Below are 26,466 nucleotides of genomic sequence, written 5' to 3'. Positions count from 1 at the left end.
CAGCATCCCAGCCTTCCGGCTCAGGCGCGCGACGGACCGCACCAGCAGCCCGCTGACCTGCGCTCGCGGCGGCAGGTCAGCGGGATCGAGAGTGGCTCTTGGCGGAGTGTTCTTGAACCTCGTCAGCGGGGCGGACGTGGAGCGGCCGTAGGACGGTACGTGTCGTCGCGCCCGCGCCATGACGCGTCCTCCGGGGGCTCGAGGAGGCTGTCGCGCGGTACGACGCACAGGGCCCAGATGATGAAGCCCGAGAGCGCGATCATCACGACCGACCACACCGGGTACTGCGGCAGGGAGAGGAAGTTGGCGATGATGACGAGCCCGGCGATGGCCACGCCCAGGACGCGGGCCCACATCGCCGTCTTGAGCAGCCCCAGGCTGACGATCACGGCGAGTGCGCCCAGGGCGAGGTGGACCCAGCCCCAGCCGGTCAGATCGAACTCGAAGACGTAATTGCGGGTCGTCACGAAGATGTCGTCCTCGGCGATGGCCATGATGCCCCGGAAGATGTCGAGCAGGCCGACCAGGAAGAGCATCACAGCCGCGAAGGCGGTCAGGCCGGTGGCCCATTCGTCCTTCGCGCTGTGTGCCGGTTGAGTGTGTGTCGCGGTCATCGTGCGCCTCGTTTGCGATGCTCAGGGGCCGGAAGGAGCGAGGCAACGCCTTGAGTTCCAGGCCCCGCTCCGAACCGTTCGGTGTCCTCATCAGCGTGCCCACGGCACGGCACGGGCCGCCTCACCCGACGCGGGTGAGGCGGCGGCGGTCGCCGTCCCGTCGCCCCTCGTCGCCTACACCTCGTTACGGTGCGCCACCGGGCGCTGCCACCATGCGGAGGTCGCGTCGCGCAGGGTGTTGGTGCCGCAGTGCACCTCACCCATTCCGAGGTGGTAGGTGTACCAGTCGTCGATGTACGACACCTTCAGGCCGACCCGCTGGTAGGTGGCGGTGACGGCCTGCGTGAAGATGTCCTTGCCGTCTATGACAGGCCCCCACTGGCGTGGGGCTAGATAACGGTCGCGTGTCAGGAGCAGCCCGTTGACCGCCCCGGGAACGTACGCGCTGGTCGTCACGGTCGCCTCGGCCCCGGCACGGGGCGCGGCCGGATTCCCGGCGAGCCACTTCTGCTGGCCGTGGTCCCCGAGGCTGTTCACGAGGTCGGAGCCGGCGCCCATGCGGGTCAGGCGCGGTACGGGGATCTCCCGGCCGTCGGCGGTCAGAGCCTCCGAGTCACGGGTGTACAGCGCGGGCACCCGCACGATCTCCCCGTCGGTGACTCCGGTCTCGCGCTTGAGGATCTCCAGGTCGGCCGCGATGCGCCGCGCCGCCATCTCGTTGTCGGCCACCAGGTGACGGGAGGCGAGCGCCTGGTCGATCGTCTCCTTGGGCGCCGGACTGTCACCGCGGCCCGGAACGGAGAACATCTTCGTTCTGCCGTGGCCGTCGCGCTTGGCGTCCCGCAGCAGCTTCAGTCCCGCCTGCGGGTCCGCGACGCCGATGCGCCAGCCACGGGGCGTGTCGGCGGGCAGGAACTGAACGAACTCGTCGACGTGCCCCACGGCAAGCCACGAGGTGTCCAGCAGCAGCGGTTCCTGCAGCCCCTGGGAATTGAGCAGTGTCCGCATCACCTTCGACGGACGCCCCCCGCTGTCCTTGCGTTCGCCCATGATGATCCGCCCTGCCGGGAAGGAGCGTCCGCCGTGCGCGTAGGGCGGGATCGTCTCGAGGTTTCCCATGGAGTCGAGCGACCAGTCGTCCGGCTCCGCCCGGTCGGTCACCTGCACCACACCGACGTCCCGGCCGCGCATCCTCTCGAAGAGCTCCCGGCCCGCGTCCCGGTTCGGCTGAGCGGAACGCAGCATCACACGCATCACCTGGCGCCGGCCACCCGGCCCGGTCATGCTGACGTAGGCGGGTTCGACGAAGTCCTGCGCCCAGCGGTCGGCGTACTTCGTGAAGGTGACCAGCGGTGTGGTGATGCCCGCCTTCTCGACCTCCTTCTCGAGGGCGGTGACGAACGTCCGCTGCAGGCGGCTGTCCGGACCCTCGCCCTGCACCTCGGAGACCATCACCTGCCGGGTGTCCTGGAGGTGATGCTGAGTCAGCAGCGGCGCGACCCTCAGGGTCACGGCGTCGGAGGTCGACAGCTGGCCGGAGGTCACCGTCAGCCGGACCACCGCACGGCCGTCCCACTTCGAACTGTCCCGGACGACATCGGTGGCCTCGACACCGAACTCCGCACCGGAGCGCAGCTCGGCGGTCGTCAGCCGGGTCCCGGATGTCACGGGGGTCCACTTCCCGGCACGCTGGAGGAAGAGATGCGCGTGCGCGCCACCGGTGGCGATCTTCAGGCTGCCGGTCGCGCCGGCGGGCAGGTCCGGCAGGGGCACGGAACGGATCCTGGCGAGGTCGGCGGCGTCCTCGGTGCCGTTGACCTTCGTGTCGGAGCCGTCGTTGCACGCGGCCAGTTCGGCGTCGGACAGCGGCTGGCCACCGGGCCCGGTCACCGGACACCGCTTGGCGTCGTCATCGATGTTGGGCAGGTATACGGCCCCACGCTCGACGGACCAGCCGTCCTCGCCTCGGGTGTCGCTGCCGGCGGTGACGTCGACCCGCCCGTCGCGGTTCACGTCCGCCCGCAGGTCGGCGCGCCCGGCCTCGGCGGCGTAGGCGGAGCCGGCCGGCCCCGCCAGCACCGATCCCGCGGCGGCCATGGCCAGGACCACCGACCCGGCCGGGTACAGGCGCGAACGCATACGTCTCCGTGAACGCACAGCAGGTTCCTCTCGGTCAGGGGCTTCGCCCTGCAAGAGGAGGGAAAGAGGCTGTGCGTTCACTGTGCGGCGAGGGTTGCTCGGTAACGGAGCCGCCGACGGAACGGTCCGCGCGGGTCGTTCAGGCGATGGACGCCGAAATGAGCGCGGAGACGGCGAGATTGCAGGATGCCGTCACCCAGACCGCGGGGTGCGGCTCTGCCTCGACCAGCGTCGCCCCCAGGCGTCCCGGCGTGACGAGGTCCACCACCAGGAACGCCACCGCCATCATGACCAGCCCCAGCACCCCGAACGCCGCGGTCGAGACCAGCCCCTTGCCGAAGTCCTCGTACGTCGTCCAGATGGACGTGAACACGATGCCGCCGATACCGAGCAGCGCGGAACTGAGGACGGTGGCGGCGTTGCGATTGCGCTCCTCCCAGATCTGCCGGCCGAGCTTTCCCGGCGTCAGTACGTCGACCAGGACGATGCCGAGGAGCAACAGAACCAGTCCCAGACCGCCGTATGCAGTGGCCCGGCCGAGTCCGTTGACGATGTCGCTCATGGGGGTGCCAACTCCGAAGCGTAGAGATCATGAGTGATCGCGGTCAAAGAGAGGCAAAATGTAGCGCACACGTCCCGAACGGTGAACGGCGCCCGGTCCTCCGGGAGATCACCGGCATGAGGAGCCTTTTTCGGGGCCGGCCTCGGAATCGTTACGGTCCCGCCCCGCCCACCCCGCCGTTTCGTCCGGGTAGGTCATCAGGCACCGTAGGGTCCGCAGTGGCCAGGTGGTTCCTCACGGGCCACGGCGGATGAAGTGCCCTCCACCTGAACGGGAAGGAACCGACAGGACATGCGCGTCAACGCGGCCCAGGGCCCGGGGGAGGCGTTCCGATGAGCGGAACCGAGGAACGGGAGCCCGTCCTCTTCCACACCAGCGGGCGCGCCGCCCACATCACGCTGAACCGGCCTCGGGCCCTCAACGCACTCACGCACACCATGGTCCGCCGCATCGATGAGGCGCTCCTGGCCTGGGAGCGGGACCCCGCGGTCGAGACCGTTGTCATCACCGGCGCGGGGGAGCGCGGCCTGTGCGCAGGCGGTGACATCCGTGCCATCCACGACGACGCCCGCGACGGCGACGGCAGCGCCTCGGCCGCGTTCTGGCGCGACGAGTACCACCTCAACGCCCGCATCGCCCGCTACCCCAAGCCGTACGTCGCCGTGATGGACGGCATCGTGATGGGCGGCGGTGTCGGTATCTCGGCGCACGGCAGCGTCCGTGTCGTCACCGAGCGGTCCCGCATCGCCATGCCGGAGACAGGCATCGGTTTCGTGCCGGACGTGGGGGGCACCCATCTGCTCGCCGCCGCTCCCGGGGAGCTGGGCACTCATCTGGCTCTGACGGGAGCTCAGGTCGGCGCCGCCGACGCGATGCTGTGCGGCCTCGCCGACCACTTCGTGCCGACGGCCTCGCTGCGGGACTTCCTCGACGCCTTGGCCGAGCTGCCCGCGAGGGAGGCGCTGGCCGGCTGTGCGGGCACACCCCCGCAGGGCGTCCTGGCCGCCCAACGTGACTGGATCGACGTCGGCTACTCCGCCGACACCGTCGAGGACATCGTGCGTCGGCTGCTCGCGCACGGTGACTCTGCAGCCAAGGAGGCCGCCGAGACCCTGCTCGCCAAGTCGCCGACCGCCCTCAAGGTCACCCTCGCCTCTCTGCGCCGCGCCCGGACGCTCGGCCCCCTGGAGCTGGTCCTGAACCAGGAGTACCGAGTGTCCTGCGCCGCCCTGGACACCCCCGACCTGGTGGAGGGAATCCGCGCCCAGGTCGTCGACAAGGACCGCAGGCCGCGCTGGTCGCCGACAACCCTGGCCGAGGTCACCGATGCCGACGTCGAGCGCTTCTTCACCCCGCTCGATGCACGCGAACTGGCTCTGTCGCCGCGACTGCTTCCCTGAGGGAAGGGCCATACCGAACTTCACTGCATCGGGCCGGGCCTCAGCCGGCCCCTTCCAGGAGGCAGGCAGAAGCCTTTCGACGGGGCGCCGGGGGAGAGACATCCTTCTGCCTCTTGCGGCCTCCGACGCCTCATCGGCTTCACGGGATGTCAGAGCATGAGGAGCAGCCGTGTGTTGGCCACGAGCTTCCGGTTGACGCTCGTGCTCTGTACGAAGATGGTGAAGTGGTCGTTGTGGTCGGGCTTGACGCGCACTTCCGTGTCGGGCAGCCCGAGCAGGGCGCGGGCCTGCGGGCCGGTGTACACACGGTCCGTCTTCTTCTCCAGCACCGCGATCTGCTTACGCGCCTGGATCTTCTCCGACTTGCTCAGCTCGTAATACGCGCCTCCCGTGGTGTAGGTGTGCCCGCACTCGATGACCCACTCCCGGATCGCCGCGTCGCGGGCGACCGGGATCAGCTGGTACTTCGACGGATCGGCCGGGGTGAGGCCGGCGGCCTTGATGGTGTCCTCGTTGACCGCTTCCCCGCCCGTTGAGAACACCGCGCGCGATCCCCGGATGCCCTGGGTGCGGCCCATCATGAAGTTCTCGGTGGCCTGGCGGATGACCTGCCCGGCCTCCTCCAGGCCCTGCGTGCTGGTGGCGTCCCATATGGCGATGTTGTCCTTGGGGAAGCCGCACTGCATGGCCTCGCGCTTGCCCATCTGGTCGGGCACCAGCACGGCCAGCGTCCAGTTGTCCTGCTGGGTCCGGATCATCTCCGCCACGGCCTGGACCAGTTGACGTGGATCCCTGGCGGCGGCGTCCGGGCAGCGGTGGCTCGCGTTCTCCTGTCCGTCGGTCAGGACGAAGGTCAGGAAACTGTGGTCTCCGTACAGTTGGGCCGTCTGAGCCAGCTCGCTCTGCGACTTCAGCGCGGCTGCCAGGAGGGCCGTCATCCCACCGGTCCGGTACAGCTGCTTCAGCGACGGCATGCGCAGCACGTCCTTGTCGTAGATGACGCACTCCACCTTGTCGGCGAAGACGTACACCGTGACGCGGGTTTCCTGGTCCAGTTCCCTCGAGCGGCGGGCGAGATAGGCGATCTGCTGGTCGGCGACTTCGACGACCTTGCGGCTCAGGTGCGACATCGACGAGCTGGCATCCAGCACTAGAGCAACGTGGTTGATGTAGTTCTGGCTTTCGGACATCACAGCTCCCCCTCGTTCCGGCTTGGTGTACCTACCTTCTCACCCACCACTGACAATCGATCTTGGAAGAACCGTGCGGCCGGACCCGGGCGGTCAGCCGGTGCGGTCGGACCATCCCGGTGGCAGGTCGCCCGGTGCCGTGGAGATGACGGTGTCGTCGTCCGGGCCGACGAACTCGAAGAGGGTGATCTCGGCGAACTCCGGGACCACATGGATCGGGTACGTCGGGCCCTCGTCGCGGAACCTGCGCATCTCGTCGAGGTGGTCGTTCTGGTAGAGGACGGTGCGCTCGCCGTGCTCCTCGACCCAGCGCGGGAAGAAGATCACGCCGTGCAGGCGGCGCTTGCCGGGCATGACGTTCACGCAGACCGACGTGCCGGTGGGCTCGTTCCAGGACACCTTGTAGTGGTCGTCGTCCAGGCGGACCAGGTCGACCCGCTGGTCCTTGACCCACCGGCCGCCCACCATGCCGGAGTGGATCCGGTAGTCGATGGTGGTCGGGTTCTTCACGTACATCTCGTACTGCCAGCCGTTGGCGTAGGTGTAGATGAAGCGGTGGCCGACGATGCCGGAGAGCTGCTGCGGGGGGACGGGGCTGCGGACGGTGGTCTCGTGCGCTGCGCGGCTGTCCATGAGGGGACCTCCTCGTCGTTCATTGCCGTACGCAATCCACTTTGCCACAAAGCTATTTTGTCGCAAAACAAAGTTCAGGGCATCATGAACCCATGGACACCGCGACTGATCTCAGCCGCCTCATCGGGCCCCTCAGACGAGCCGTGCTGCTGCGCACCCGCCGCGCGGAAGACCTGCCGGACCTTCCCGAAGCGCAGATCGAACTCCTGAGAGTCCTGTCCGAGGCCGGACCCCTCGCGCCACGTGACGTCGCGTCCCGTCTGCGGGTGGCCTCCTCGACGGTCAGCAACCTGGTCCGCACCATGACCGCATCGGGTCTCGTCGAGCGCAGGCCGTCAGCGACCGACCTGCGCACCGTCACCCTCGTGGCCTCCCCGCACGCCCTCGATCTGCTCGACCGGTACGACCGAGTGAGCACGGAGGAGCTGAGGCACGCCCTGGCCGCTCTCACGCCGGACAGCCGCCGGGCCATCGAGGAGGCCCTGCCTGCGCTCAGGGAACTGCAGGGAGCCCTGGAGGGCCCGGGCGATCGACCCCGGCGTTGAACGGGGAGCCGTGCGAGGTGCTCGGGCGGCAGGAACCGTCCTGGTCGGACGAGTGCCGACGGGTGAGGAGTGAGGTCCGCGTCTCGGGGTAAGCGTTTGCCGCTGGACGGGAAGGGCTGCGAAACCTGGGGAGGTCGGAGCGGCCCTTCCCTGCACCCTGCCCACCGGCGATCTGCGGCGTGGTGGCCACGGGCCTCGTCGGCGCGGTCGCCCTAGCCCGGCGGGACGTCGCCGCCGTGCTGCCCGGGGCCGCGATCGCCATCCCGCTCGTACCACCCTTCGTGGCGTCGGGAGTGTGCCTGGGGGACGGGCCGCACGAAGACGGCGGCGCAGCAGTGGCTCGCGGACCAGCCGGACGCGTCCGTCACCGGCGCCGACGCCGTCTCGCGGACGATGCACATCCATGTCCGCCTTCCCGGTGACCTTTCCCCGGGTGCAGCCGCTGCTCGACCGGCTTCGGGGACGGATTCCCGACGGCGTGCCCGTCTTCGTGGACGAGTCCCATGGGCGGCGTGTCGATGCCGGACGAGTCGGTGACTGAACCGTCCCGCCGCAGTGCGGTGTTCCCCGCTCCGCCGGAGGGGCGTGCCGCGAAGCACGCGGGTGAAGCCTGAGCCACTGTCACCTCCCCGGGGCATGCATGAGGATCGCCGCCGCAACCGGCTGGGCCGGCGGCATCGACGCACTGGAGGCGAGAGTGACGAAAGAACGAGCCGGACAGGCGGGCCCCCACACCATCGACGTCCCGGTCCTCATCGTGGGCGGCTCCCTGGTCGGCCTGGCAACCTCGTTGTTCCTCGGACGGCTGGGCGTACCGCACCTGCTGGTGGAGCGCCACGCGGGCACCTCCATCCACCCGCGAGGCCGGGGCAACAACGTCCGCACCATGGAACTCTTCCGGGTGGCGGGTGTGGAGAAGGCGATCCAGGAGGCGGCCGCCACCCTGTCCGTCAATCACGGCATCCTGCAGGCGCCCACCCTGGCCGGCGACGCGGGCGAGTGGTTGTTCAAGGACATCGACCCGGGCGGCGGACTGGCCCGCTTCAGCCCCAGCGCCTGGTGCCTGTGCAGCCAGAACGACCTCGAGCCGGTCCTGCTCGACCACGCCCGCAGGCACGGCGGCGACCTGCGCTTCTCCACCGAACTGATGTCGTTCGACAGCGACCCCACCGGTGTGACCGCCGTGGTCAAGAGCCGTGAGACAGGTGAGCACACCACCATCCGCGCGGACTACCTCGTCGCCGCGGACGGCCCCCGCAGCCCCGTGCGTGAGCAGCTGGGCATCGCTCAGAGCGGACCCGGCGACCTGTTCCACAACGTCAGCCTCACCTTCCGCTCCCGCCGGCTGGCCGACGTCGTGGGCGACCGCCACTTCATCGTCTGCTACCTGACGAACCCGGAGGCCGACGGCGCCCTGCTGCCGGTGGACAACCGCGAGAACTGGGTCTTCCACGCCCCCTGGCACCCCGAGCACGGGCAGCCCCTGGAGGACTTCACGGACGAGTGGTGCGCCGAGCACATCCGCCGGGCGGTCGGTGTCCCCGACCTCGATGTGGAGATCACCGGCAAGGCGCCCTGGCACGCCGCACAGAGGGTCGCCCGCAGCTATCGGTCGGGGCGTGTGTTCCTCGCCGGTGACTCGGCTCACGAGATGTCCCCCACCGGGGCCTTCGGGTCCAACACCGGTATCCAGGACGCCCACAACCTCGCCTGGAAGCTGGCCGCCGTGCTCGACGGCTGGGCCGGGGAGGACCTGCTGGACACCTACGACGCCGAGCGTCGTCCCGTGGCCGAGGCCACCAGCGCGCGGGCCGCGGCCCGGTCGGCCGAACACAGCCACCCGGGATTCGCCGCCCCGCCCGGAGCGGGCGGTGGTGGCCCACGGCAGGGCATCCTCAACGTGGCCCTCGGCTACCGCTACCCGCAGGGCGCCGTCGTCGGCGCCGACCCCGCCGCCCCGGTGGTGCCGGAGAGCCTCGACCTGACCGGTGGACCCGGCAGCAGGGCACCGCACCTGTGGGTGCGCCGCGGGGACGAACGGATCTCGACGCTCGACCTCTACGAGCGGTCCCTCGTCCTGCTCAGTGACGCCGCTGAGCCGAACGAGTGGCACGCGGCCGCCGTGCGCCTCGCGGACGAGCTGTCCCTCCCGCTCAGGTCGTACCGGGTGGGCCCCGCGGCTCAGGCCGATCTGGTGACCGAGGAGGCCACCGACTGGGCGGAGCGCCACGGCACGGGACCGGGGGGTGCCGTGCTCGTCCGGCCCGACGGCTTCGTCCTGTGGCGGTCACCGGGTCCGGAGGCGGAGGCAGAGGCGGTGCTGCGCGAGGTCCTGCGCACCGGGCTGGCAGTCGCCTGAGCCCCCGTGGGCAGGAGGACGCCCGGGGCGCGGACGCGTACGTCACCTGAGCGGAGGACCGCGACCGGCGGGCCGAGGAGCACATGGACGGCGGACGTCTCCTTCGCGCATCGGGTCCGGGCGTCATCCTCCCTGTCACTCACGTACTTCATCCGAGTCGCGCGATGTGCGGGGACGGGCACAGGATCGAGGAACGCTGACGTCGCATCACTGCGGCCAACGTTCACTTTCCCCTCCGCGAAGGAGATGTGCGCAGGATGACCACCACATCCGAACGGGTTGCAGGTTCGCGGGCGCGACAGGCGTCGCACCATGTCTCGCAGTCCGTGTTCGACGGTTCCCGGCTCCGAGTCGTCCTCCTGGTCGACGTCCACGACGGCGCCCAGCAGGAGTTCCTCGATGCCTATGAACAGCTGTGCAACCAGGTCGCGTCCGTCCCCGGGCACGTCAGCGACCAGCTGTGCCAGTCGATCGAGAACCCCTCGCAATGGCTCATCACCAGCGAGTGGGAGAGCGCCCCGCCGTTCCTCGCCTGGGTGAACAGCGAAGAGCACGTGCGGATGGTGGAGCCGCTGCACAGCTGCGTGCGCGACACCCGGTCACTGCGCTTCCACGTCGTCCGCGAGACCGGCGGCCCGGCGGCGGACGCCGACCAGGCGGAGCGCCGGCTCCAGACGGCGCCCAGGATCGGCGACGGCGTCATCCGGCACGCGCTCACCTTCACCGTCAAGCCGGGCAGCGAGGAGACCGTCGCCAAGATCCTCGCCGACTACGCCTCGCCCGAGCCGCAGGTCGACGACACCACCCGGCTGTGCCGCACCTCCCTGTTCATGCACGGCAACCGCGTGGTGCGGGCCATCGAGGTGCGGGGCGACCTGCTGGCCGCGCTGCGCCACGTCGCCCGGCAGCCAGAGGTCCGGGCCGTCGAGGAGGCCATCAACCCCCATCTGGAGCAGGACCGGGACCTCAACGACTCCGAGTCCGCCCGGCTCTTCTTCACCAGGGCCGCGCTGCCGGCCGTCCATCACGTGACGGCGGGGCGGCAGGACCCCCGGGCCGAGCGGTACGCCCTGTACTACCCGGCCCGGCCGGACCTCGGCATGAAACTGGCCGAACTCCTGTCCCGACAGGACGAGGCGGCGGCGGACGACCCGCGCAGCCCGGTCCTGCGCAGCACCATCTTCCAGCGCGACGACGTCGTCGTACGGCTCATCGACGTGCGCGACGGGCTCGAAGCCGCCGACCCCGTCCAGATCCTGGGTCTCACCGACTCGGCGCAGGTGGCCGAGCTGACGACGCTCCTGGACGACGCGGGCACGGACGCCACCGCGTCGAGGGACGGCGGCATGGCGCGCCTCCTCGACATCGCGCGCATGGACCTCGTCACCGACCGCCGGTCGCCCGACGCCTGATTCACCGTCCCGTGGGAGAGGCGGTGCCTGCCTCTCCCACGGTCGTGCAGCACATCAACGGAGGAACGCGTGATCACATCTCGTCCCAGAATCGTGAGCATGAGCGACGTCGAGCCCAACCGCCGGCGAGGCGGTGACCTGCGTGCCATGCTCACTCCGGCCGCCGTCGGCGCCACCAGCGGTTTCATGGGCGTGGCCCTCATCGAGCCCGGTGACCGCATCGCCGAGCACTACCACCCGTACTCCGAGGAGTTCGTGTACGTGGTGTGCGGGCAGCTGGAGGTGGACCTCGACGGCGAGCCGCACCCGCTGCAGCCCGAGCAGGGGCTGCTGATCCCTCTCAACGTGCGCCACCGCTTCCGCAACGTCGGCGACGTGGAGGCGCGGATGGTCTTCCACCTCGGCCCGCTGGCCCCGAGCCCGCCGCTGGGCCACGTCGACACCGAGGGAACCGACGCCGAGTCCGCGGTGGTGGGGGCGGAGGCAGCCGCACGACGTCAGGTCCGGTCATGACGCGACGAGTGGTCGTCACCGGCATAGGCATCGTCGCTCCCGGCGGCATAGGCGTACCGGCGTTCTGGAACCTCCTGGAGACCGGGCGCACGGCGACGCGGGCCATCACGTTCTTCGACCCGTCCGGTCTGCGTTCCCGGATCGCCGCCGAGTGCGACTTCGACCCGGCAGCCCACGGTCTGGACGCACGGGACGTGGAACGCTGCGACCGCTACATCCAGTTCGCGCTGGTCGCGGGCGACGAAGCGGTACGGGACGCCGGTCTCGACGTGAGCGCCGAGGACCCGTGGCGCGTCGGTGTCTCGCTGGGCACCGCCGTCGGCGGCACCACCCGGCTGGAGAACGACTACGTCCTGGTCAGCAGCCGCGGACGGCACTGGGACGTGGACCACCGCAAGGCGGGCCCGGAACTGCACCGCGCGTTCTCGCCCAGCACGCTCGCCTCGACGGTGGCGGAGCGCTTCGGGGCGCGCGGCCCGGTGCAGACCGTCTCCACGGGCTGCACCTCCGGGCTCGACGCGGTCGGGTACGCCTTCCACACCGTGCAGGAGGGCCGCGCCGACGTGTGCATAGCCGGCGCCTCGGACTCGCCGATCTCCCCGATCACCATGGCGTGCTTCGACGCGATCAAGGCCACCTCCCCGAACAACGACGACCCGGCCCACGCCTCGCGTCCCTTCGACGCCGACCGCGACGGGTTCGTCATGGGCGAGGGCGGTGCCGTACTCGTCCTGGAGGAGCTCGAACACGCCAGGGCCCGCGGCGCCCACGTGTACTGCGAGCTCGGCGGGTACGCCACCTTCGGCAACGCCTACCACATGACCGGCCTGACCAGCGAGGGCCTGGAGATGGCCCGGGCCATCGAGGACGCCCTGGACTGCGCACGGCTCGACGCCACCGCGATCGACTACGTCAACGCGCACGGGTCGGGCACCAAGCAGAACGACCGCCACGAGACCGCCGCGGTGAAACGGGTCCTGGGCCCGCACGCCTACGACACCCCCATGAGTTCCATCAAGTCGATGGTGGGCCACTCCCTGGGCGCCATCGGAGCGATCGAACTCGTCGCCTGTGTGCTGGCCCTGGCCCACCAGGTGGTACCGCCGACCGCGAACTACGAGACGCCCGATCCCGAGTGCGACCTGGACTACGTCCCGCGCGTCGCTCGGGAGCGCGAGCTCGCCAGTGTGCTCTCGGTGGGCAGCGGATTCGGCGGCTTCCAGTCCGCGGTGGTCATGAACCGGCCGAGGGAGAAGACACGATGAGCGAACCCCGCATACGACGCGCGGCGGTCACGGGAATCGGTGTGGTCGCGCCCAACGGAGCCAGTACCGAGACCTTCTGGAAGTCCACCACGGAGGGCATCAGCGCCCTGGAGCGGATCACCCGGGAGGGCTGTGAGCACCTGCCGCTGCGGGTGGCGGGCCAGGTACGCGACTTCGACCCGTCGGCGGCGATCGAGGAACGCTTCCTGGTCCAGACCGACCGGTTCACCCACTTCGCGATGGCCGCGGCGGACCTCGCGCTGGACGACGCCCAGCTGCACCGGCCCGAGACCGACGAGGCGCCGTTCTCCGTGGGCGTGGTCACAGCGGCCGGTTCCGGCGGCGGCGAGTTCGGACAGCGCGAACTCCAGCAGTTGTGGGGCAAGGGCAGTCGCTTCGTCGGCCCGTACCAGTCCATCGCCTGGTTCTACGCCGCCAGCACCGGCCAGATCTCCATCCGCCGGGGCTTCAAGGGCCCCTGCTCGGTCGTCGCCGCCGACGAGGCCGGCGGCCTGGACGCCCTCGCCCACGCGGCGCGGGCCGTGCGGCGCGGCACCGACGTGATCGTGGCCGGTGCGACCGAGGCGCCGATCGCGCCCTACTCGGTGGTCTGCCAGCTCGGTTACCCAGAGCTCAGCACGGTCGACGACCCCACCCGCGCCTACCGTCCGTTCACATCCGCGGCCTGCGGGTTCGTGCCCGCGGAGGGCGGCGCCATGGTCGTGGTGGAGGCCGAGGGCACGGCTCGGGAACGGGGCGCCCGCGTGCGGGCCCACCTGGCCGGACACGCGGCGACCTTCACCGGAGCCTCCTGCTGGGAGGAGTCCCGGGAAGGACTCGCCCAGGCCATCCGAGGAGCCCTGGCCGAGGCCGACTGCGCTCCCGAGGACATCGACGTCGTCTTCGCCGACGCCCTCGGCATACCGGAGGCGGACCGCGCCGAGGCCATGGCCATCGCCGATGCACTCGGGGCGCACGGCACCCGCGTGCCCGTCACCGCCCCGAAGACCGGGATCGGCCGGGCCTACTGCGCGGCGCCGCTGATGGACGCCGCGACGGCGGTGCTCTCGATGGAGCACGGGCTGATCCCGCCCACCCCCCATGTCTTCGACATCTGCCACGACCTCGACCTCGTGACCGGCCGGGCCCGTACCGCCGAGGTACGCACGGCGCTGCTTCTGAGCCGGGGACTCATGGGGTCGAACTCGGCGCTCGTGCTGCGGCACGGCGCCACCGACGCCTCGCACTGAGGCGCCGCGGAGCAGGAGAGGAAGGGAATGGCATGACCGACCGCATCACTGTGGAAGAGCTGGCCGAACTCATGAAGAAATGCACCGGTGTCACCGTCACACCGGAGGAACTCCGCCGCGACGACCCGGCCTTCGAAGGTCTCGGCGTCGACTCGCTGGGGCTGCTGGGCATCGTGGGTGAGCTGGAGAACCGGTACGGCACGCCGATGCCGACCGACGCCGAACGCTCCAAGACGCCAGCGCGGTTCCTCGACCTCGTCAACAGTGCACTGCTGACAGGAGCATGAGATGACTGGACACACACAGAACGAGATCACCATCGCGGCGCCCTTGGACCTGGTCTGGGAGGTGACCAACGACCTGGAGAACTGGCCGCAGTTGTTCAGCGAGTACGCCTCCGTCGAGATCCTGTCCCGGCAGGGCCACAGGACGACCTTCCGGCTGACCATGCACCCGGACGAGAACGGCACCGTGTGGAGCTGGGTCTCGGAGCGCGAGCCGGACCGCGAGACGCTCACGGTCAAGGCCCGCCGGGTCGAGACGGGCCCCTTCGCCCACATGGACATCCATTGGCGGTACGAGGAGGTACCGGCCGGCACGCGCATGGTCTGGACACAGGACTTCGCGATGAAGCCCGACGCGCCGGTCGACGACGAGTGGATGACCGACAACATCAACCGCAACTCCAAGGTGCAGATGGCCCTGATCCGCGACCGCATCGAGAAGATCGCGGCGGAGCGCGGTGCGGCGCACCGTCTGAACGACTGAGCCGGACGGAGACCCGCCCCATGCACCAAGCTCTGATCGTCGCCCGGATGGCCCCCGGATCGGCGCCCGACATCGCCAAGGTGTTCGAGGAGTCCGACCGGGGGGAGCTGCCGCGGCTCGTCGGGGTGACCCGGCGCAGCCTCTTCCAGTTCGGCGATGTGTACATGCATCTGATCGAGGCCGAGCGCGACCCGGGCCCCGCCATCGCCAAGGTCGCCGGTCATCCCGAGTTCCGGGACGTCAGCGAGCGGCTGGCCGCGTACGTCAGCGCATACGACCCCGAGACCTGGCGTTCCCCGAAGGACGCCATGGCGCAGCGCTTCTACCTCTGGGAGCGTGAGCCGGCCGGGTGACCGCCGGACTGACCACCGGTCGCCGGGTCCGCAGCGTCGCGGACCCGGCGACCGGTGGTCTGCCGGATGGTTCACGGGGCACGAGGACCGAGGGACGGAGTCGGATCAGCCGGTCCTGCCACGAGCCACGGCGGGACGGGGTCGGATCAGCCGGGAACGTGGCAGTCGAACGCGTGCAGGTAGGGGTTGACCGGGCTGATGTCGTCGATGACCAGGCCCGCCTCGGTCAGCCGGTCCACCATGCTCTGGCTGGTGTGCTTCGCCCCGCCCACGTTGAGGAGCAGCAGCAGGTCCATCGCGGTGCTGAACCGCATGGACGGCGTGTCGTCGACGAGGTTCTCGATGACGACGACCCGCGTCCCGGGGCCACCGGCCTCACGGACGTTGCGCAGCGTGCGGGCCGTGCTCTCGTCGTCCCACTCCAGGATGTTCTTGATGACGTAGACGTCGGCCTGCACCGGGACGGCCGTCCGGACGTCGCCGGGCACCACGCGCGCACGGTCCGCGAGGTCGCCGCCCGCGCGCAGTCTCGGCAGGGCGTTCTCCACCACCCGGGGAAGGTCGAGCAGTGTCCCGTGCATCGCGGGGTACTTGTCCAGCAGGCTCGCGACCACGTGCCCCTGGCCCCCGCCGATGTCGGCGACCGACGAGCTCCCCGACAGGTCGAGGAACTGGGCGACATCGCGTGCCGACTGGACGCTGGAGGTCGTCATGGCCCGGTTGAAGACGTCGGCCGACTCCGGGGCGTCCTCGTTGAGGTACGGGAAGAACTCCTTGCCGTACAGGCCTTCCACCACGTTGCGGCCGGTGCGCACGGCTTCGTCCAGCTTCGGCCAAGCGTCCCAGGTCCACGGCTCGGTGCACCACAGCGTGATGGCGCGCAGGCTGTCGGGGTCGTCCTCGCGCAGCAGCCGGGAGACGTCGGTCTGCGCGAAGGTCCCGTCCGGCTGCTCGGCGAAGACGCCGTAGCAGGACAGGGCCCGCAGGAGCCGTCGCAGTGGGCGGGGTTCGGTCTTCACCGCGGCCGCGATGTCCTCCACGGCCAGGGGGGTGTCACCGAGGGCGTCGGCGACGCCCAACCGGGCGGCCGCGCGCAGGGCGGCGGCACATGCCGCCCCGAATGCGAGTTCCCGCAGCCGCATGGACGGCGCAGGGGCAGGCTGAGTGGTCGTCATGTGCCGCCTTCCTTCCTTCTTGGGTCATGTGAAGCACGAGGATCACGGGGCGTTCGTGCCCGCCCTGGGTTCACGAAGAGCGAGGCGGGCGGTCAGCACAGGCCGGTGGGCCGGGACGAGACGCAGGAGTTGTCCTGGAACGTGTTGCCCTGACCGGGGTCCGCGTTGACCAGGTCCGCGGGGGAGTTGCCCTGCAGCAGGTTGGCGCTGATCCGGTTCCGCTCGCTGGCCGTGCCCACCAAGCTCTTGTACAGGACGATGCCTCCGGACAAGGAGGAGTTGCCGACGTTGTCCTTGATCACGTTGTGTGTGATCAGGTTGTCGTCGGCGCCCGTCACCACGATGCCGGACCCCTGCAGGGCGTCCAGCCGGGCGGTCTTCGGGCAGAACTTGTTGTTGCGCTCGATGCGGTTGGCGCGCACGGTCACGAAGCCGGCCTTGGGCTTGTTCTCGTCGCCGACGACGAAGACCGCCGCGCAGTTGCCCGTGAGGTGATTGCCCTCGACGGTCAGGTTGCGCAACCGGCGGACGGTGACGCCGATCCGGTTGCCCTCCAGCCGGTTGTGCTCCACCACGGTGCCCTCGGTGTCAACGGCCCCCTGCTCCTCCTTCACCGTGTTGGCGAGGAGCAGACCCGCGTCGCCGTTGTCCCGGGCTGTGTTGCCGCGGAACACGCCACGGAGCGAATACTCGGTGGCGATGCCCCACACCCCGTTGCCGACGGCGGTGACATCCCGCACGGTCAGCCCGTCGGCCTCATGGGCGTAGACGCCGGTCTTGTCGAAACCGGTCACCGTCAGGGAGGCGATGGTGACGCCGTCGACGCCGTGGTCCTTCGTGCCCACCACACAGATACCGTTGCCTGCCGCGGCACAGCTGTCGGCTGCCTTCGAGAGGGGCGGTGCGGCGCTGGGGGCGGTCGTGGCGGTGCTCGTGTCCACCGCCGGCCGGAGCACCGTGCCGCGGCCCATGCCATGCAGGGTGAGCCCGGGCGTGGTCACGTTGACGCTCCCATGGTGGGTGCCGCGCGCGAGCAGCACGGTGTCGCCCGGCCGGGCGGCGTCCACCGCCTTCTGGATCGATTCTCCCGGTCTTACGACATGGACCGTGTGGGCGGCGGTGGGCGGAGCGGCGCCGAGCCCCGTCCCGACCAGCGCCGCCAGGCACGCCAGAGGTGCGATATGGCATTTCTTCATATCGCGCAGGTTATGTCCTATACGTCGCAAACCAGCGAGTTGGTCCATCCGGCGGCGTGGCCCCGCCCATCACCGGCCGACCACTGATCACCTCACCGCGCTGCACCGTGGCCCCAGCTGGTACGGGGGCGCCGGGACTGTGTGGCTCACTGGTGGGCAGGTTCCGATACCTGCCCTGGCCCGTCGGTCGCAGAGGGCACGTCAGGCGATCCACGCGTCGGTGTGCCGCCGCCGGTCCAGACCCACGGCCGTGAACTCGTCCTGGTCGGCGCCTCTCACGACTCCCAGCCGCCGCAGCGCTTGAGAGACAGGGCTGCCGGCCGGCGCGAAGGGCTCGCCCTCCTCCACGCGGAGGGGTCCGAGCACGACGCCACCGCCGTCCCACACGGCAGCGCCTTGCTCGCCCACACCGCCGAAGTACTCGGCCTCCACGTATGCCACAGGCCCAGCGGCTGACCAGTCGGCCAGGAGCTTCTCGAACCCGCCCGGGAGCCGCTGGAAGCCCAACGCGTTCGCGCGACTGCTGTCTGCGGCGCTTTCGCACAGCGCGTCCGTCATCGGCAGCAGCGACAGACCCTGCCCGATGGATGTCGTCCGGGCGGCAGTCAGGCCCCGTGTGGCCACACAGAGTGTCTCCCCGGCCGCGATCACTGCCCGCAGGTCGTAACTCATCTACAAGTCCTCCTCATCGAGGGCCCCATGGTGCCCCATGCCGCCGCAGCGGTGCCGCCGTGCCGGTCCCGAGGCCGAACACGGCGGCGAGCCGCTTTCGGAGGCAGGTGGTGACGTCACGTCACCCCCGGGGCAGGAGGAGCCGGGCGAGAGCGGCGGTTGTGAGGAGGAGGACGGCGACCGTGAGGAGGCCGACGCGCATGCCCGGAAGGGAGAAGGCCCCGCCGGGTCCGGAGAGAAGACCTCCGAAAAGGGCGACGGCGAGCGCTCCGCCGGTCTGGCGAAGGGAGTTGAGGAGCCCGGAGGCGGTTCCCGCTCGCTCCTGCGGGACGACGTCCATCAGCAGCGCGGTCACGGCGGGCACCGCGAGCGCCCCGCCGACGCTGAGCGGCAGCAGCAGGACGAGCACGAGCCACATCGGGGTGTGCGCGGCGAGCGGCAGCATGGCCAGCATCGCTCCGGTGAAGACGAGCTGCCCGGTGACGATGACCGGGCGTCGCCCGACACGCTCGGCGAGGCGAGGCGACACCAGGTTGGTCGCCGTCACGACCGCCGACATCGGCACGAACATCAACCCGGCCGCGATGGCGGACATGCCGCGCAGCTGCTGGTAGTACAGCCCGAGCAGGAAGATCCCACCGTAGAAGGCGGCGTTGATGGCGAAACCCGCGGCGAGGGGGACGGCCACCCGGCGGTCCCTCAGCATGGCCGGCGGAACCATCGGCCGAGGATGCCGGGCCTCCACCGCGCGGAAGGCGCACCCGGAGACGAGCGCGAGCGCGGCAGCGCCCAGGACGGGTCCGCTGGCCCAGCCCAGGTGACCGCCCTCGATCATGGCGAACGCCAGTCCCGCCAGGGCCAGTACGGCGGTGAGCTGGCCGGCGAGGTCCAGCGCGGCGGGCCGGCGCGGGGAGCGCGGAACCCGCAGCAACAGGCCCAGGACGACCGCGCCCACGGGAAGGTTGAGCAGGAAGACCGCCCGCCAGCCGGCCGTGTCGGTGAGCAGTCCGCCCAGCACTGGTCCCGCGGCCATCGCCACCGAACCGCCGACCGTCCACAGGGCGATGGCCCGGGCGCGCGCCCGCGCGTCCTCGTAGGCCTGCCGGATCAGTGCCAGCGAGGCCGGCATGACGATCGCGGCGGCAGCGCCCTGCGCCACGCGCGAGGCGATCAGCACCCCGATGTCGGGTGCCAGCGCACAGGCGAGGGAAGCGAGGGTGAACAGGGTGACGCCCCAGGCATAGGCGCGGCGGGCGCCGGTGCGGTCGGCGAGTGCGCCTGCCGAGAGCATCAGGGCCGCGAACATCAGGGTGTAGGCGTCGACGACCCACTGCAGTCCGGACATTCCGCTGTCGAGGGAGCTCCGGATCGAGGGCAGCGCGATGTTCACGGCGGAGACGTCGATGGTGATCACTGTGAAGCCGAGAAGCGAAGCGACCAGGGCGGCGCCGCCTCGCCGCGGCGCGGTGACGGTCCCGGAGGGCGGCGGGACCGGTCGGGCCCGGTCCGGCGTACGTCGCCCCGGCCCGGGTTCCGACGGCTCTGCCTCGTGCCCGGGACCGGAGGTGGTGGAGGTAGGCAGCGGAGGGGTGGCGGGCATGGTGAACTCCTGAAGTCCGCGAGATCGGTTGGGGGAGGGGTGGTGGACGGGGCGAGGGGGCGGGCGGCTGCGGCGCGCCGGGGCCGCGGTCCGGTGTCGAGCACCCCCTGGGCTCCGGCGGCCGGGCCGCCCGCTCCACCAGTAACTCTCCGCCAGACCCGCGGGCCCCGGCAGACCGCGCTCTGCCCAGGGTGCGGTGTTCCTGGCCCTGACACGGCCCCCCACGCCTCCTGACCGCCTGCGACAATGACCGGATGACAGCAGCAACGGATGCGAGGGGCACGGAGCTCGGCCGGTACCTGAAGGCCCGTAGAGCGCAGGTGCGCCCGGAGGACGTCGGTCTCCCGGCCGGCGCGGGCCTGCGCCGCACTCCCGGACTGCGCCGCGAAGAGCTGGCCGCGCTGGCCGGAGTGAGCGTCGATTACTACATCCGCCTGGAGCGCGGCCGCGAGACCAACCCCTCTCCGGCGGTCGTGGACGCCCTCGGCCGTACCCTCCGGCTGCGCGGCGACGGCTTCGAGCGCCTGCACGAGCTCGCGGAGCTGGCCTCCGGCCGCGCCTCCGAGCTGCCGGCCTGCTCGGACCACGACGTACGCGAGTCGGTGCTGCGGATGCTGGAGTCGGTGCGTCCGCTGCCCGCCTATGTGGTGAGCCGGTACAACCGCGTCCTGGCCGCGAACCCGCCCGGCCGGCGGCTGATGCCCGGGCTCTGGGACTGGCCCGATGACCAGCGGAACCTGACGCGCTACGTCTTCCTGCACCCGGTCGGCCGGACGCTCTACGAGCCGTGGGAGGAGACCGTCGCCCTGTCGGTCGCGCATCTGCGGGCGGTCGGCGGGGCCGACCCGGACAGCCCCGAGCTCACCACCCTCGTCGGCGAACTGATGCTGAAGTCAACGCAGTTCGCACGCCTCTGGGAGCGGTACGACGTCTGCGAACGCGGTGGCGGCCAGAAGTCGTTCCGGCACCCCAAGGTCGGTCCGATGACCCTGACCTACGAGGTCATGCGACTGGCCCGCACGGGCGGTCAGCGCATGATCGTCTACCAAGCGGCCCCCGGCACCCCGGACGAGGCAGCCATGCTCCGCCTGGACTCCCCGGGCGTCCGCTCGGAGCCGGCACCCCCCGCACACGCGCTGCCGGCGGAAGCCCCGTCCACGGCGGAAGCCTCTGCCCACTAAGGCTGTCTCGTAACTGCGGCTGGTGCGGGGACGGTGCCGACTGTTGGCGCCGGGCTTCTTCAGGCCGCCAGCAGCGGGCCGAGTTCTGCGGCCCACTCCGGATGGAGCGCGACCTTCTCCTCATGCAGGGCGAGGATGTCCCGTGTCAGGGTGGGCGCCATGTCGTCGGACAGGTCCGGGCCGATAGCGATCTTGGCCAGGTAGGGCGTGATCTGCGGGTCGCCGGCCAGGTGAACCGGGTCGTGCATGTAGCGCCGCAGGGTCGGCAGGTCGGTGATCCCCACACAGTAGGCATGGGTGAAGCCGTCGGGATCACCGAGGCATTGACCCACAGTCGAGAACGACACCGACTCGACAGAGGCCGTGCGCCGCAGCACCGCGAGTACGTGCTCCCGATCCTTTTCGGTAGCGGTCTCCTTGAACGTGAAGCGCAGCATGTGGACGATCACGCCTGTCCCACCCCTTCCACCCGGACTGAACCCGGGGGTTCAGAAAATCGATCTCACTGGTTCAATCACTACACTGAACCCATGGGTTCAGAAGTGTCAACCGGGGGCGGGCGTCCCGCCCGTGGACGGATCGAGCGGCGGCAGGCGATCCTGGACGGTGCGTTCGCGGTATTCACGCGACACGGCTACGCCGAGGCGTGCGTGAAGGAGATCGCGCATGAGGCAGGCGTCGCCAAGCCGACCGTCTACAGTCACCTGAAGGACAAGGAGAGCCTCTATCGCGAGGCCGTAGAGGCCGCCGCCGACCGGGTCGGTGCGCAGAGCCTCGCCGTCGTCGAGCAGCTGCGCGAGGCCGTCGCGGACAGCGACCCGCGCGCGTCACTCACGGCCGTGGCCCACGGCCTGCTCCAGGCGTTGAGCAACGAAGACGCTCGCGCCGTGCGGCAATTGGCCTCTGCACAGACAGCCCAATTCCCCGACCTGGCGGCGAGCGTACGCGAGCGCACAGCCTTGCGGGTACGTTCCGCCCTCGCTGACCGCCTGGCCCGCCTGACACTCGCCGGCCGCCTGCGCCCGTGCGACCCGGAGCTCGCCGCCGAGCACTTCCTCTCTCTTCTCACCGGCCCGTTGGAGTACCGCCCCACCGCCGCCCCGGACACCGTCGCTGACGCTGCGATTGACGTCTTCCTGCGCGCTTACGGAAAGTGACCCCCAACCTGTGCTCCGCCCATTGAAGAGGCGCGCCTTTCACTGGTCTAGGGCCAAATTGTGCATACGTACGGCAGTCCCGAAGGATCTTGCAGTTCTTCATCCGGGTGAAGCGCGCCGGTGCCCTGGTATCCGCCGTCAGTGAGGACGGTGGCCCTGCCGCAGGCGCTGTCGATGCCGGACTCGGTGAAGGCAGTGCGGTCGTTGCGGTTACTGCGCTGGCTGCCGCATCACAGCCCGGTGAACGCCTCGATCACCACGGTCCGTTGAGCGGAGAGTACCTGCACGACCAACCCAACGCCGACCAGCTCACCGAGATTACGAGACAGCCATTGGTGCAGCATCAGGCAAGGCTCGCCTCGGTGTAATCGGTGGAGTGCGAACGACGCGGGCACGTAGTCTCGCGTGGTGCACTTGCATCGGACCTTCGCGAACCCTCCGGCGCTGCCTCACGAGGTCGTGGTCGAGACGTTGGAGCGGGCTCTGCGTGACCGCGCGGCCGAGGGTGAGGCCGCCAGTGTCCTGGTCGGAAGCGCGTTGAACGATGACGACATGGAGTTCGTCGAGCACTGGTGCGTGCAGGTCGGGACACGGGCCGTGCCGGGCAGTCCGTTGCTCGGGCTGGCCGGCCTGTGCCTGGGACACACCGCTCGGCGCTTCGGGCGTCTCAGTGATGACGCGCTCGCCCTGGCGTCGTCGTTGGCGGAGCGCGCCGAGGCCGACCCGTCGGACGTGGACGGTCGGGCCGTCGACGGGTATGACGACGTACGGAGCTTCCTGCACCTGTGGTGAGGTGCCGCGTGCGCTGTCGAGCGCATTGCCGACGGTCGCACTGCCCCAGCTCGCCCAGGGGCGCTCCGGCGCTCCCCGGCCTCGCACTCAACGGGCGGGCGTGCCCTGCGCCCACATGCCGAACCACTGCTCGGCGTCGTGGTCCTCGAACCGCTCCACCTCGGTGAACCCCAGCCCCACCGCCAGGCGCATCGCCCGCTCGTTGGCGGTCTGGGTGCAGAGCACCACCGGCTCGCCGGGATGCGCGTCGGCGAACCAGCCGAGCGCCGCCGCGCACGCCTCGGCTGCGTAGCCGCATCCCCAGACTTCCGGCAGCAGCATGTAACCGAGTTCGGCCTCATCGGCCTCCGGCCGGACGTGACCCCGACGCTCCGCGCCACGCCGATCAAGCGTGACCATACCGATCATCGTCCCGTCGAGATCGATCACGAAAAGGCCGCAGCGACGCCCGGGCACCTCGGGAACCGCACGCTCGAGTTCGTCACGCGGTCGGGCGCCACCGATGTAGGTGCCCACCTCCGGCGACGCGAACAGCTCGATGAACGCCTCACGGTCCCGTGCCTCGGACGCGCGGAGCACGAGCCGTTCGGTCCGTAAGGGGGCGGGCGGCCGGCCGAGGGGCCCTGGTTCGGTCATGGCGGGCAACTTATCGCAAGAGGCGCTCACCAGCAGGGCACCGGATCATCGCTCAGCGAGCCCCGTCGCACAGCCCGTGAGGACCGTCGACTCATGCCACGAACACGGCTCGTGCCCTTGAGGAGCGTCCCCGCCACGCTCCCTCTGACAGTCATCGCGCCCCGGCCGGGGTCTGAGTCCGGCGTTCCTGCCGGCCGGCCGGGCCAGCACCTCCTGCCGTCAGCTGTCCGTGGACTGGGGCTGTGCCCCGGTTTCGGGTGCGCCGTTCCCGCTCTGCGCAGGCGCGCTGTAGAAGACGGACCTGCCCTGCTTGGAGCGCTCGGCCCCGCTCTTGGCCACGAGGCCTTCGAGGGTGACGCGTACGACCTTGGGCGAGATGTCGCGGCCGGGGTGGGCCTGGCCGAGCGCCGTGGAGATCTCGGCGGCGGAGCGCGGCTCCTTCTGCTCGGCGAGGTGGCGGCGGATGAGCTCGACCAGGGTCAGCTCGGTGGCCGGTGCGCTGTCCGCCGTCCTGGCCGCGGACTTGCGGGCCGTCTTCTTCGCGGGGGCGGCAGTCGACTTGCGTGCCTTCTGCTTCCCGCCGGCCGCGGCACCGGCCTTCTTCCGCCGCGGTGAGGGCACAGTGGCGCTCTTGGACTCGACCGCGGAACCGGTCTGGGCCTGAGTGATGCCGAGTGCCTGCTGCATGCTGACCAGCACGCTGTGGTCATGTTGCAGAGCGGCGAGCTGCTCCTGCAGGGAGGCGATGTCCGCGCTGATGCGTTCCTGCTCCTTGAGGTTCGCGTCAAGGTCGCCCGTCACCTGGGCGATGTACTGCGATGCGAGTTCGGTGGCGGGAGTTGATGTCTCGGGCATGGCACTGACCCTTCTTGTGTACCGCACGTCGTCTTGGTGGGAGATGGTACGGACAAGAGCAGGTGCTTGTTCCCGATGAGCAGCGTCCTTCTGCTCGACGCCGGCCTCCGGTCTGCGATGTCCGGTGCCAACGGGGCGATGTACAACACGAGTTGACACCTGTGGTGGAGTTGCAGCCGCCAGAAGACTTCATCGGCGCCCGCACAGGCGGGCGAACATTCCGGTGTCTGCGGGCGTGAAGGCGGGGCATACGGGCTGCATCCCCTTCGAGAGGAGCTCGTCATGCTCGGCATAGTCGCGGCAGTGTTGTTCTTCCTGGCGTTCCTGATCAACGCGGCTGAGATCAGCACCAACGATGTGTTCTCTTCGACGAACGTCATGTTGCTGGGATTGATGTGCCTGGGTCTGCAGGTGGCCGGCGTCGGTGCCGGCTGGGCCCGCCGACGCTGACCTCACGCTCCAGCAGGTCCGGTGGCGTCTCGACACCGGACCTGCGCCGGTCCTGAAGGTGGCTGGACGGGCTCGGAGCTCGAGGCGCATGCGCCCGCTACATCCCGGTCCCCCTCAGCCCGACGCCCGCCAGGTAGCGGCTGAGCGGCTCAGGGCTGTCGGCAGCCAGACCGATGTGGTGATCCGGGCGGACGAGGAACAGCCCGGTGCCCAGTTCCTGCGCGAGCGGCCCGCCGGTCACCTGGTGGATACGCAGACCCGCTGCCTCGGAGGGCGCAGCACAGTTCACCGCGAGCAAGGTGAAGTCCGGGCCTCTCAGCAGGTCGAAGAGGTTCCGGCAGGGGCCCTCGGTGGTGACGCACGAGAGGTCGGGCACGCGATCGCCGGCCTGGAGACCGGTCGCAGAACGACGCTCCCGCACGTCGGTCGAGAGCTCACTGCCGCGGTAGTGCGCCGACAGCAGGTGGCATACCCGCCCCCGGTAGCGTGCCTGCTCGTCGGCGTCCTGCGGTGTGCGGCCGGCCCGGTACAGGCGCGTGCTGAGGTCCAGCGTGTCCGCAGCGGCGGCCCGGCGCTCGGCCTCGTAAGTGTCCAGCAGCGTGTCCGGGGCATGGCAGTCGATGACCTGGCCCAGCTTCCAGCCGAGGTTGTAGGCATCCTGCACGCCGATGTTCAGCCCCTGACCACCGCCGGGCGGGTGCACGTGCGCGGCGTCCCCGGCGAGGAAGACGCGCCCCTGACGGAAGCGTTCGGCCATCGCGGTGCGAGGCCGGTAGAAGGAGAACCACCGCACGTCCGTGACGGCGTCGGAGGGCAGATGGGTACGAGCGGCGACCAGGCGGCGCACGGTCTCGGGCGTCGCGGTGAACTCCTCACCGATGATCTTGGCGTTCAGCTGGAAGTCGGTGGTCCCGGGCAGCGGGCACAGCAGCAGTTCACCTGCCGGGTCGGGCCAGATGTGCCAGTGATCGCGGTCCAGTCCCTCGACGCGTACGTCCGCCACCACGGCCGAACGCAGCCCGCTCTCCTCACCCTTCATGGCGATGCCCAGGGACTCACGCACCGTGCTGTGGCTGCCGTCGGCGCCCACCAGGTAGAGCGCCGACACCAGGTGACGGCCACCGTCCGAGTGCGTCACCTCGGCCGTCACCCGCGTGTCGGTCTGGGTGAGGGAGGTGAGCCGGACACCGCACTCCAGCGTCCCGCCCAGGCCGAGCAGCCGATCGCGCAGGATGTCCTGCGTACGCCACTGGGGGACCAGCCACGGCCGCGGGTACCGTGACACCGGGGCCTCAGGGTCCGGCTGGATCAGCTGCCACTCGCCCTGGCGCTCACCCTCGCGCCAGGTCTGCATGGGCGGGAAGGGGGAGCCGGCGGCCATCAGCGCGTCGGCGACACCGAGGTCGTCGAAAGCCTCCAGCGTGCGTGCCTGCAGGCTCTTGCCGCGCGACCCGGGCAGGAGCTGGTCGGCGGCCTCGATCACATGGGTACGCACACCACGTCTGGCCAGGTCACAGGCGAGAGTGAGACCGGTGGGGCCGCCGCCGACGACCAGCACGTCCACGGCCGGCTGCTTCGGTGTCTGAGGGGTCCGATCGGGCATGTCTCCCCGCTTTCTGCCGTTTGACCCGGCACTGGGTGCATGGAGCGGCACTCTGCCGCACTATGCGAAATGTCCCCCGTGGGCCGGGCGGCCGCGCCCCGGGCCCACCCGGTTCCGCCCACATGGCCGCACCGCCGCACGCGTTC

The 26,466-nt window shown here is 70.3% G+C and carries 29 protein-coding genes; 16 read left to right on the top strand and 13 right to left on the bottom strand.

What is annotated here, in order from left to right; translation table 11 throughout:
- Positions 1-122: 122 nt before the first annotated feature.
- The 3 genes from ACFY5B_RS24455 to ACFY5B_RS24445 all read right to left on the bottom strand — a co-directional run bounded on the left by ACFY5B_RS24455 (position 123) and on the right by ACFY5B_RS24445 (position 3,315).
- Positions 123-614: a hypothetical protein gene (locus ACFY5B_RS24455; protein WP_389972506.1), complete on the bottom strand. Its 492-nt coding sequence runs from the start codon at positions 612-614 to the stop codon at positions 123-125.
- A gap of 174 nt (positions 615-788) precedes the next feature.
- A complete protein-coding gene (locus tag ACFY5B_RS24450) occupies positions 789-2,753 on the bottom strand; it encodes a protein-arginine deiminase domain-containing protein (protein WP_389972504.1) in 1,965 nt (654 codons plus the stop codon).
- 139 nt (positions 2,754-2,892) lie between these two features.
- Positions 2,893-3,315 (bottom strand): DUF350 domain-containing protein, encoded by a 423-nt coding sequence (locus ACFY5B_RS24445; RefSeq protein ID WP_104781710.1) that lies wholly within the window; start codon positions 3,313-3,315, stop codon positions 2,893-2,895.
- A 332-nt stretch (positions 3,316-3,647) separates the two neighbouring features.
- On the opposite strand from ACFY5B_RS24445, the gene ACFY5B_RS24440 reads away from it, so the two are divergent.
- Complete coding sequence (locus ACFY5B_RS24440) at positions 3,648-4,715, top strand: enoyl-CoA hydratase/isomerase family protein (protein ID WP_389972502.1); 1,068 nt, start codon at positions 3,648-3,650, stop codon at positions 4,713-4,715.
- A gap of 149 nt (positions 4,716-4,864) precedes the next feature.
- On the opposite strand, the gene ACFY5B_RS24435 is transcribed toward ACFY5B_RS24440, so the two are convergent.
- Positions 4,865-5,905 carry a vWA domain-containing protein gene (locus ACFY5B_RS24435; RefSeq protein WP_389972500.1) on the bottom strand — a complete coding sequence of 347 codons (1,041 nt, stop codon included), beginning with the start codon at positions 5,903-5,905 and terminating at the stop codon, positions 4,865-4,867.
- A 93-nt stretch (positions 5,906-5,998) separates the two neighbouring features.
- Positions 5,999-6,538 (bottom strand): phenolic acid decarboxylase, encoded by a 540-nt coding sequence (locus ACFY5B_RS24430; RefSeq protein WP_389972498.1) that lies wholly within the window; start codon positions 6,536-6,538, stop codon positions 5,999-6,001.
- 92 nt (positions 6,539-6,630) lie between these two features.
- Here ACFY5B_RS24430 and ACFY5B_RS24425 point away from each other — a divergent pair, with 92 nt between their 5' ends.
- The 10 genes from ACFY5B_RS24425 (at position 6,631) to ACFY5B_RS24380 (ending at position 15,003) form a co-directional block, all read left to right on the top strand.
- Complete coding sequence (locus ACFY5B_RS24425; RefSeq protein ID WP_389972496.1) at positions 6,631-7,083, top strand: MarR family winged helix-turn-helix transcriptional regulator; 453 nt, start codon at positions 6,631-6,633, stop codon at positions 7,081-7,083.
- 179 nt (positions 7,084-7,262) lie between these two features.
- Entirely contained in the window at positions 7,263-7,505 is a 243-nt protein-coding gene (locus ACFY5B_RS24420) for a DUF389 domain-containing protein (RefSeq protein ID WP_389972495.1), read from the top strand.
- 218 nt (positions 7,506-7,723) lie between these two features.
- Entirely contained in the window at positions 7,724-9,442 is a 1,719-nt protein-coding gene (locus tag ACFY5B_RS24415; protein ID WP_389972493.1) for an FAD-dependent oxidoreductase, read from the top strand.
- A 257-nt stretch (positions 9,443-9,699) separates the two neighbouring features.
- Entirely contained in the window at positions 9,700-10,854 is a 1,155-nt protein-coding gene (locus ACFY5B_RS24410) for a SchA/CurD-like domain-containing protein (protein ID WP_389972491.1), read from the top strand.
- 69 nt (positions 10,855-10,923) lie between these two features.
- On the top strand, positions 10,924-11,367 hold the full coding sequence (locus ACFY5B_RS24405) for a cupin domain-containing protein (protein WP_389972490.1): 444 nt from the start codon (positions 10,924-10,926) through the stop codon (positions 11,365-11,367).
- The gene (locus ACFY5B_RS24400) at positions 11,364-12,632 is read left to right on the top strand and encodes a beta-ketoacyl-[acyl-carrier-protein] synthase family protein (protein WP_389972488.1); all 1,269 of its coding nucleotides are present in this window, start codon (positions 11,364-11,366) and stop codon (positions 12,630-12,632) included. Before ACFY5B_RS24405 ends, ACFY5B_RS24400 begins: the two co-directional genes overlap by 4 nt.
- Positions 12,629-13,882, top strand: a complete 1,254-nt coding sequence (locus ACFY5B_RS24395) for a ketosynthase chain-length factor (RefSeq protein WP_389972486.1) — start codon at positions 12,629-12,631, stop codon at positions 13,880-13,882. The genes ACFY5B_RS24400 and ACFY5B_RS24395 overlap by 4 nt, the downstream gene beginning before the upstream one ends.
- A gap of 32 nt (positions 13,883-13,914) precedes the next feature.
- Positions 13,915-14,169, top strand: a complete 255-nt coding sequence (locus tag ACFY5B_RS24390; protein ID WP_389972484.1) for an acyl carrier protein — start codon at positions 13,915-13,917, stop codon at positions 14,167-14,169.
- Position 14,170: 1 nt separating this feature from the next.
- Positions 14,171-14,650 (top strand): SRPBCC family protein, encoded by a 480-nt coding sequence (locus ACFY5B_RS24385; protein ID WP_389972482.1) that lies wholly within the window; start codon positions 14,171-14,173, stop codon positions 14,648-14,650.
- Positions 14,651-14,670: 20 nt separating this feature from the next.
- Entirely contained in the window at positions 14,671-15,003 is a 333-nt protein-coding gene (locus ACFY5B_RS24380) for a TcmI family type II polyketide cyclase (RefSeq protein WP_351643249.1), read from the top strand.
- A gap of 146 nt (positions 15,004-15,149) precedes the next feature.
- Here the strand turns inward: ACFY5B_RS24380 and ACFY5B_RS24375 are convergent, their stop codons facing one another.
- The 4 genes from ACFY5B_RS24375 to ACFY5B_RS24360 form a co-directional block, all read right to left on the bottom strand.
- Entirely contained in the window at positions 15,150-16,178 is a 1,029-nt protein-coding gene (locus ACFY5B_RS24375) for a methyltransferase (protein ID WP_389972480.1), read from the bottom strand.
- Between the two features lie 92 nt (positions 16,179-16,270).
- On the bottom strand, positions 16,271-17,374 hold the full coding sequence (locus ACFY5B_RS24370; protein WP_389972478.1) for a nitrous oxide reductase family maturation protein NosD: 1,104 nt from the start codon (positions 17,372-17,374) through the stop codon (positions 16,271-16,273).
- Between the two features lie 201 nt (positions 17,375-17,575).
- On the bottom strand, positions 17,576-18,046 hold the full coding sequence (locus ACFY5B_RS24365) for a hypothetical protein (protein WP_389972476.1): 471 nt from the start codon (positions 18,044-18,046) through the stop codon (positions 17,576-17,578).
- A gap of 121 nt (positions 18,047-18,167) precedes the next feature.
- On the bottom strand, positions 18,168-19,646 hold the full coding sequence (locus ACFY5B_RS24360; RefSeq protein ID WP_389972474.1) for an MFS transporter: 1,479 nt from the start codon (positions 19,644-19,646) through the stop codon (positions 18,168-18,170).
- A gap of 254 nt (positions 19,647-19,900) precedes the next feature.
- Between ACFY5B_RS24360 and ACFY5B_RS24355 the strand changes: the two genes are divergently transcribed.
- Positions 19,901-20,827, top strand: coding sequence for a helix-turn-helix domain-containing protein (locus ACFY5B_RS24355; RefSeq protein ID WP_389972472.1), 927 nt, complete (start codon positions 19,901-19,903; stop codon positions 20,825-20,827).
- Positions 20,828-20,886: 59 nt separating this feature from the next.
- Here ACFY5B_RS24355 and ACFY5B_RS24350 read toward each other — a convergent pair whose 3' ends face one another.
- Complete coding sequence (locus tag ACFY5B_RS24350) at positions 20,887-21,276, bottom strand: Dabb family protein (protein WP_389972470.1); 390 nt, start codon at positions 21,274-21,276, stop codon at positions 20,887-20,889.
- 81 nt (positions 21,277-21,357) lie between these two features.
- On the opposite strand from ACFY5B_RS24350, the gene ACFY5B_RS24345 reads away from it, so the two are divergent.
- From ACFY5B_RS24345 to ACFY5B_RS24335, 3 genes are all read left to right on the top strand, one after another.
- The gene (locus ACFY5B_RS24345) at positions 21,358-21,984 is read left to right on the top strand and encodes a TetR/AcrR family transcriptional regulator (protein ID WP_389972468.1); all 627 of its coding nucleotides are present in this window, start codon (positions 21,358-21,360) and stop codon (positions 21,982-21,984) included.
- Positions 21,985-22,073: 89 nt separating this feature from the next.
- Entirely contained in the window at positions 22,074-22,352 is a 279-nt protein-coding gene (locus ACFY5B_RS24340; protein ID WP_389972466.1) for a hypothetical protein, read from the top strand.
- A 40-nt stretch (positions 22,353-22,392) separates the two neighbouring features.
- On the top strand, positions 22,393-22,776 hold the full coding sequence (locus ACFY5B_RS24335) for a hypothetical protein (RefSeq protein WP_389972464.1): 384 nt from the start codon (positions 22,393-22,395) through the stop codon (positions 22,774-22,776).
- Positions 22,777-22,863: 87 nt separating this feature from the next.
- Here the strand turns inward: ACFY5B_RS24335 and ACFY5B_RS24330 are convergent, their stop codons facing one another.
- Positions 22,864-23,412 carry a GNAT family N-acetyltransferase gene (locus ACFY5B_RS24330; protein ID WP_389972462.1) on the bottom strand — a complete coding sequence of 183 codons (549 nt, stop codon included), beginning with the start codon at positions 23,410-23,412 and terminating at the stop codon, positions 22,864-22,866.
- Between the two features lie 219 nt (positions 23,413-23,631).
- The gene (locus tag ACFY5B_RS24325) at positions 23,632-24,267 is read right to left on the bottom strand and encodes a hypothetical protein (protein ID WP_389972461.1); all 636 of its coding nucleotides are present in this window, start codon (positions 24,265-24,267) and stop codon (positions 23,632-23,634) included.
- Between the two features lie 282 nt (positions 24,268-24,549).
- On the opposite strand from ACFY5B_RS24325, the gene ACFY5B_RS24320 reads away from it, so the two are divergent.
- Positions 24,550-24,717, top strand: coding sequence for a hypothetical protein (locus ACFY5B_RS24320; RefSeq protein WP_389972459.1), 168 nt, complete (start codon positions 24,550-24,552; stop codon positions 24,715-24,717).
- Between the two features lie 97 nt (positions 24,718-24,814).
- Here the strand turns inward: ACFY5B_RS24320 and ACFY5B_RS24315 are convergent, their stop codons facing one another.
- Positions 24,815-26,320 (bottom strand): FAD-dependent oxidoreductase, encoded by a 1,506-nt coding sequence (locus ACFY5B_RS24315; RefSeq protein ID WP_389972457.1) that lies wholly within the window; start codon positions 26,318-26,320, stop codon positions 24,815-24,817.
- Between the last annotated feature and the right edge of the window lie 146 nt (positions 26,321-26,466).

The organism is Streptomyces sp. NPDC013187 (assembly GCF_042899705.1).
GTDB classification, from domain to species: domain Bacteria; phylum Actinomycetota; class Actinomycetes; order Streptomycetales; family Streptomycetaceae; genus Streptomyces; species Streptomyces hawaiiensis_A.
Note: the sequence above shows the minus strand (reverse complement) of the source record. Positions and strands in the feature narration are given on the sequence as shown.

Coding starts and splice junctions, on each gene's coding strand:
- ACFY5B_RS24455 (WP_389972506.1), bottom strand. CDS start 614: ATGACCGCGACACACACTCAACCGGCACACAGCGCGAAGGACGAATGG.
- ACFY5B_RS24450 (WP_389972504.1), bottom strand. CDS start 2,753: ATGCGTTCGCGCCTGTACCCGGCCGGGTCGGTGGTCCTGGCCATGGCC.
- ACFY5B_RS24445 (WP_104781710.1), bottom strand. CDS start 3,315: ATGAGCGACATCGTCAACGGACTCGGCCGGGCCACTGCATACGGCGGT.
- ACFY5B_RS24440 (WP_389972502.1), top strand. CDS start 3,648: ATGAGCGGAACCGAGGAACGGGAGCCCGTCCTCTTCCACACCAGCGGG.
- ACFY5B_RS24435 (WP_389972500.1), bottom strand. CDS start 5,905: ATGTCCGAAAGCCAGAACTACATCAACCACGTTGCTCTAGTGCTGGAT.
- ACFY5B_RS24430 (WP_389972498.1), bottom strand. CDS start 6,538: ATGGACAGCCGCGCAGCGCACGAGACCACCGTCCGCAGCCCCGTCCCC.
- ACFY5B_RS24425 (WP_389972496.1), top strand. CDS start 6,631: ATGGACACCGCGACTGATCTCAGCCGCCTCATCGGGCCCCTCAGACGA.
- ACFY5B_RS24415 (WP_389972493.1), top strand. CDS start 7,724: ATGAGGATCGCCGCCGCAACCGGCTGGGCCGGCGGCATCGACGCACTG.
- ACFY5B_RS24410 (WP_389972491.1), top strand. CDS start 9,700: ATGACCACCACATCCGAACGGGTTGCAGGTTCGCGGGCGCGACAGGCG.
- ACFY5B_RS24400 (WP_389972488.1), top strand. CDS start 11,364: ATGACGCGACGAGTGGTCGTCACCGGCATAGGCATCGTCGCTCCCGGC.
- ACFY5B_RS24395 (WP_389972486.1), top strand. CDS start 12,629: ATGAGCGAACCCCGCATACGACGCGCGGCGGTCACGGGAATCGGTGTG.
- ACFY5B_RS24390 (WP_389972484.1), top strand. CDS start 13,915: ATGACCGACCGCATCACTGTGGAAGAGCTGGCCGAACTCATGAAGAAA.
- ACFY5B_RS24385 (WP_389972482.1), top strand. CDS start 14,171: ATGACTGGACACACACAGAACGAGATCACCATCGCGGCGCCCTTGGAC.
- ACFY5B_RS24380 (WP_351643249.1), top strand. CDS start 14,671: ATGCACCAAGCTCTGATCGTCGCCCGGATGGCCCCCGGATCGGCGCCC.
- ACFY5B_RS24375 (WP_389972480.1), bottom strand. CDS start 16,178: ATGACGACCACTCAGCCTGCCCCTGCGCCGTCCATGCGGCTGCGGGAA.
- ACFY5B_RS24370 (WP_389972478.1), bottom strand. CDS start 17,374: ATGAAGAAATGCCATATCGCACCTCTGGCGTGCCTGGCGGCGCTGGTC.
- ACFY5B_RS24365 (WP_389972476.1), bottom strand. CDS start 18,046: ATGAGTTACGACCTGCGGGCAGTGATCGCGGCCGGGGAGACACTCTGT.
- ACFY5B_RS24360 (WP_389972474.1), bottom strand. CDS start 19,646: ATGCCCGCCACCCCTCCGCTGCCTACCTCCACCACCTCCGGTCCCGGG.
- ACFY5B_RS24355 (WP_389972472.1), top strand. CDS start 19,901: ATGACAGCAGCAACGGATGCGAGGGGCACGGAGCTCGGCCGGTACCTG.
- ACFY5B_RS24345 (WP_389972468.1), top strand. CDS start 21,358: ATGGGTTCAGAAGTGTCAACCGGGGGCGGGCGTCCCGCCCGTGGACGG.
- ACFY5B_RS24330 (WP_389972462.1), bottom strand. CDS start 23,412: ATGACCGAACCAGGGCCCCTCGGCCGGCCGCCCGCCCCCTTACGGACC.
- ACFY5B_RS24325 (WP_389972461.1), bottom strand. CDS start 24,267: ATGCCCGAGACATCAACTCCCGCCACCGAACTCGCATCGCAGTACATC.
- ACFY5B_RS24320 (WP_389972459.1), top strand. CDS start 24,550: ATGCTCGGCATAGTCGCGGCAGTGTTGTTCTTCCTGGCGTTCCTGATC.
- ACFY5B_RS24315 (WP_389972457.1), bottom strand. CDS start 26,320: ATGCCCGATCGGACCCCTCAGACACCGAAGCAGCCGGCCGTGGACGTG.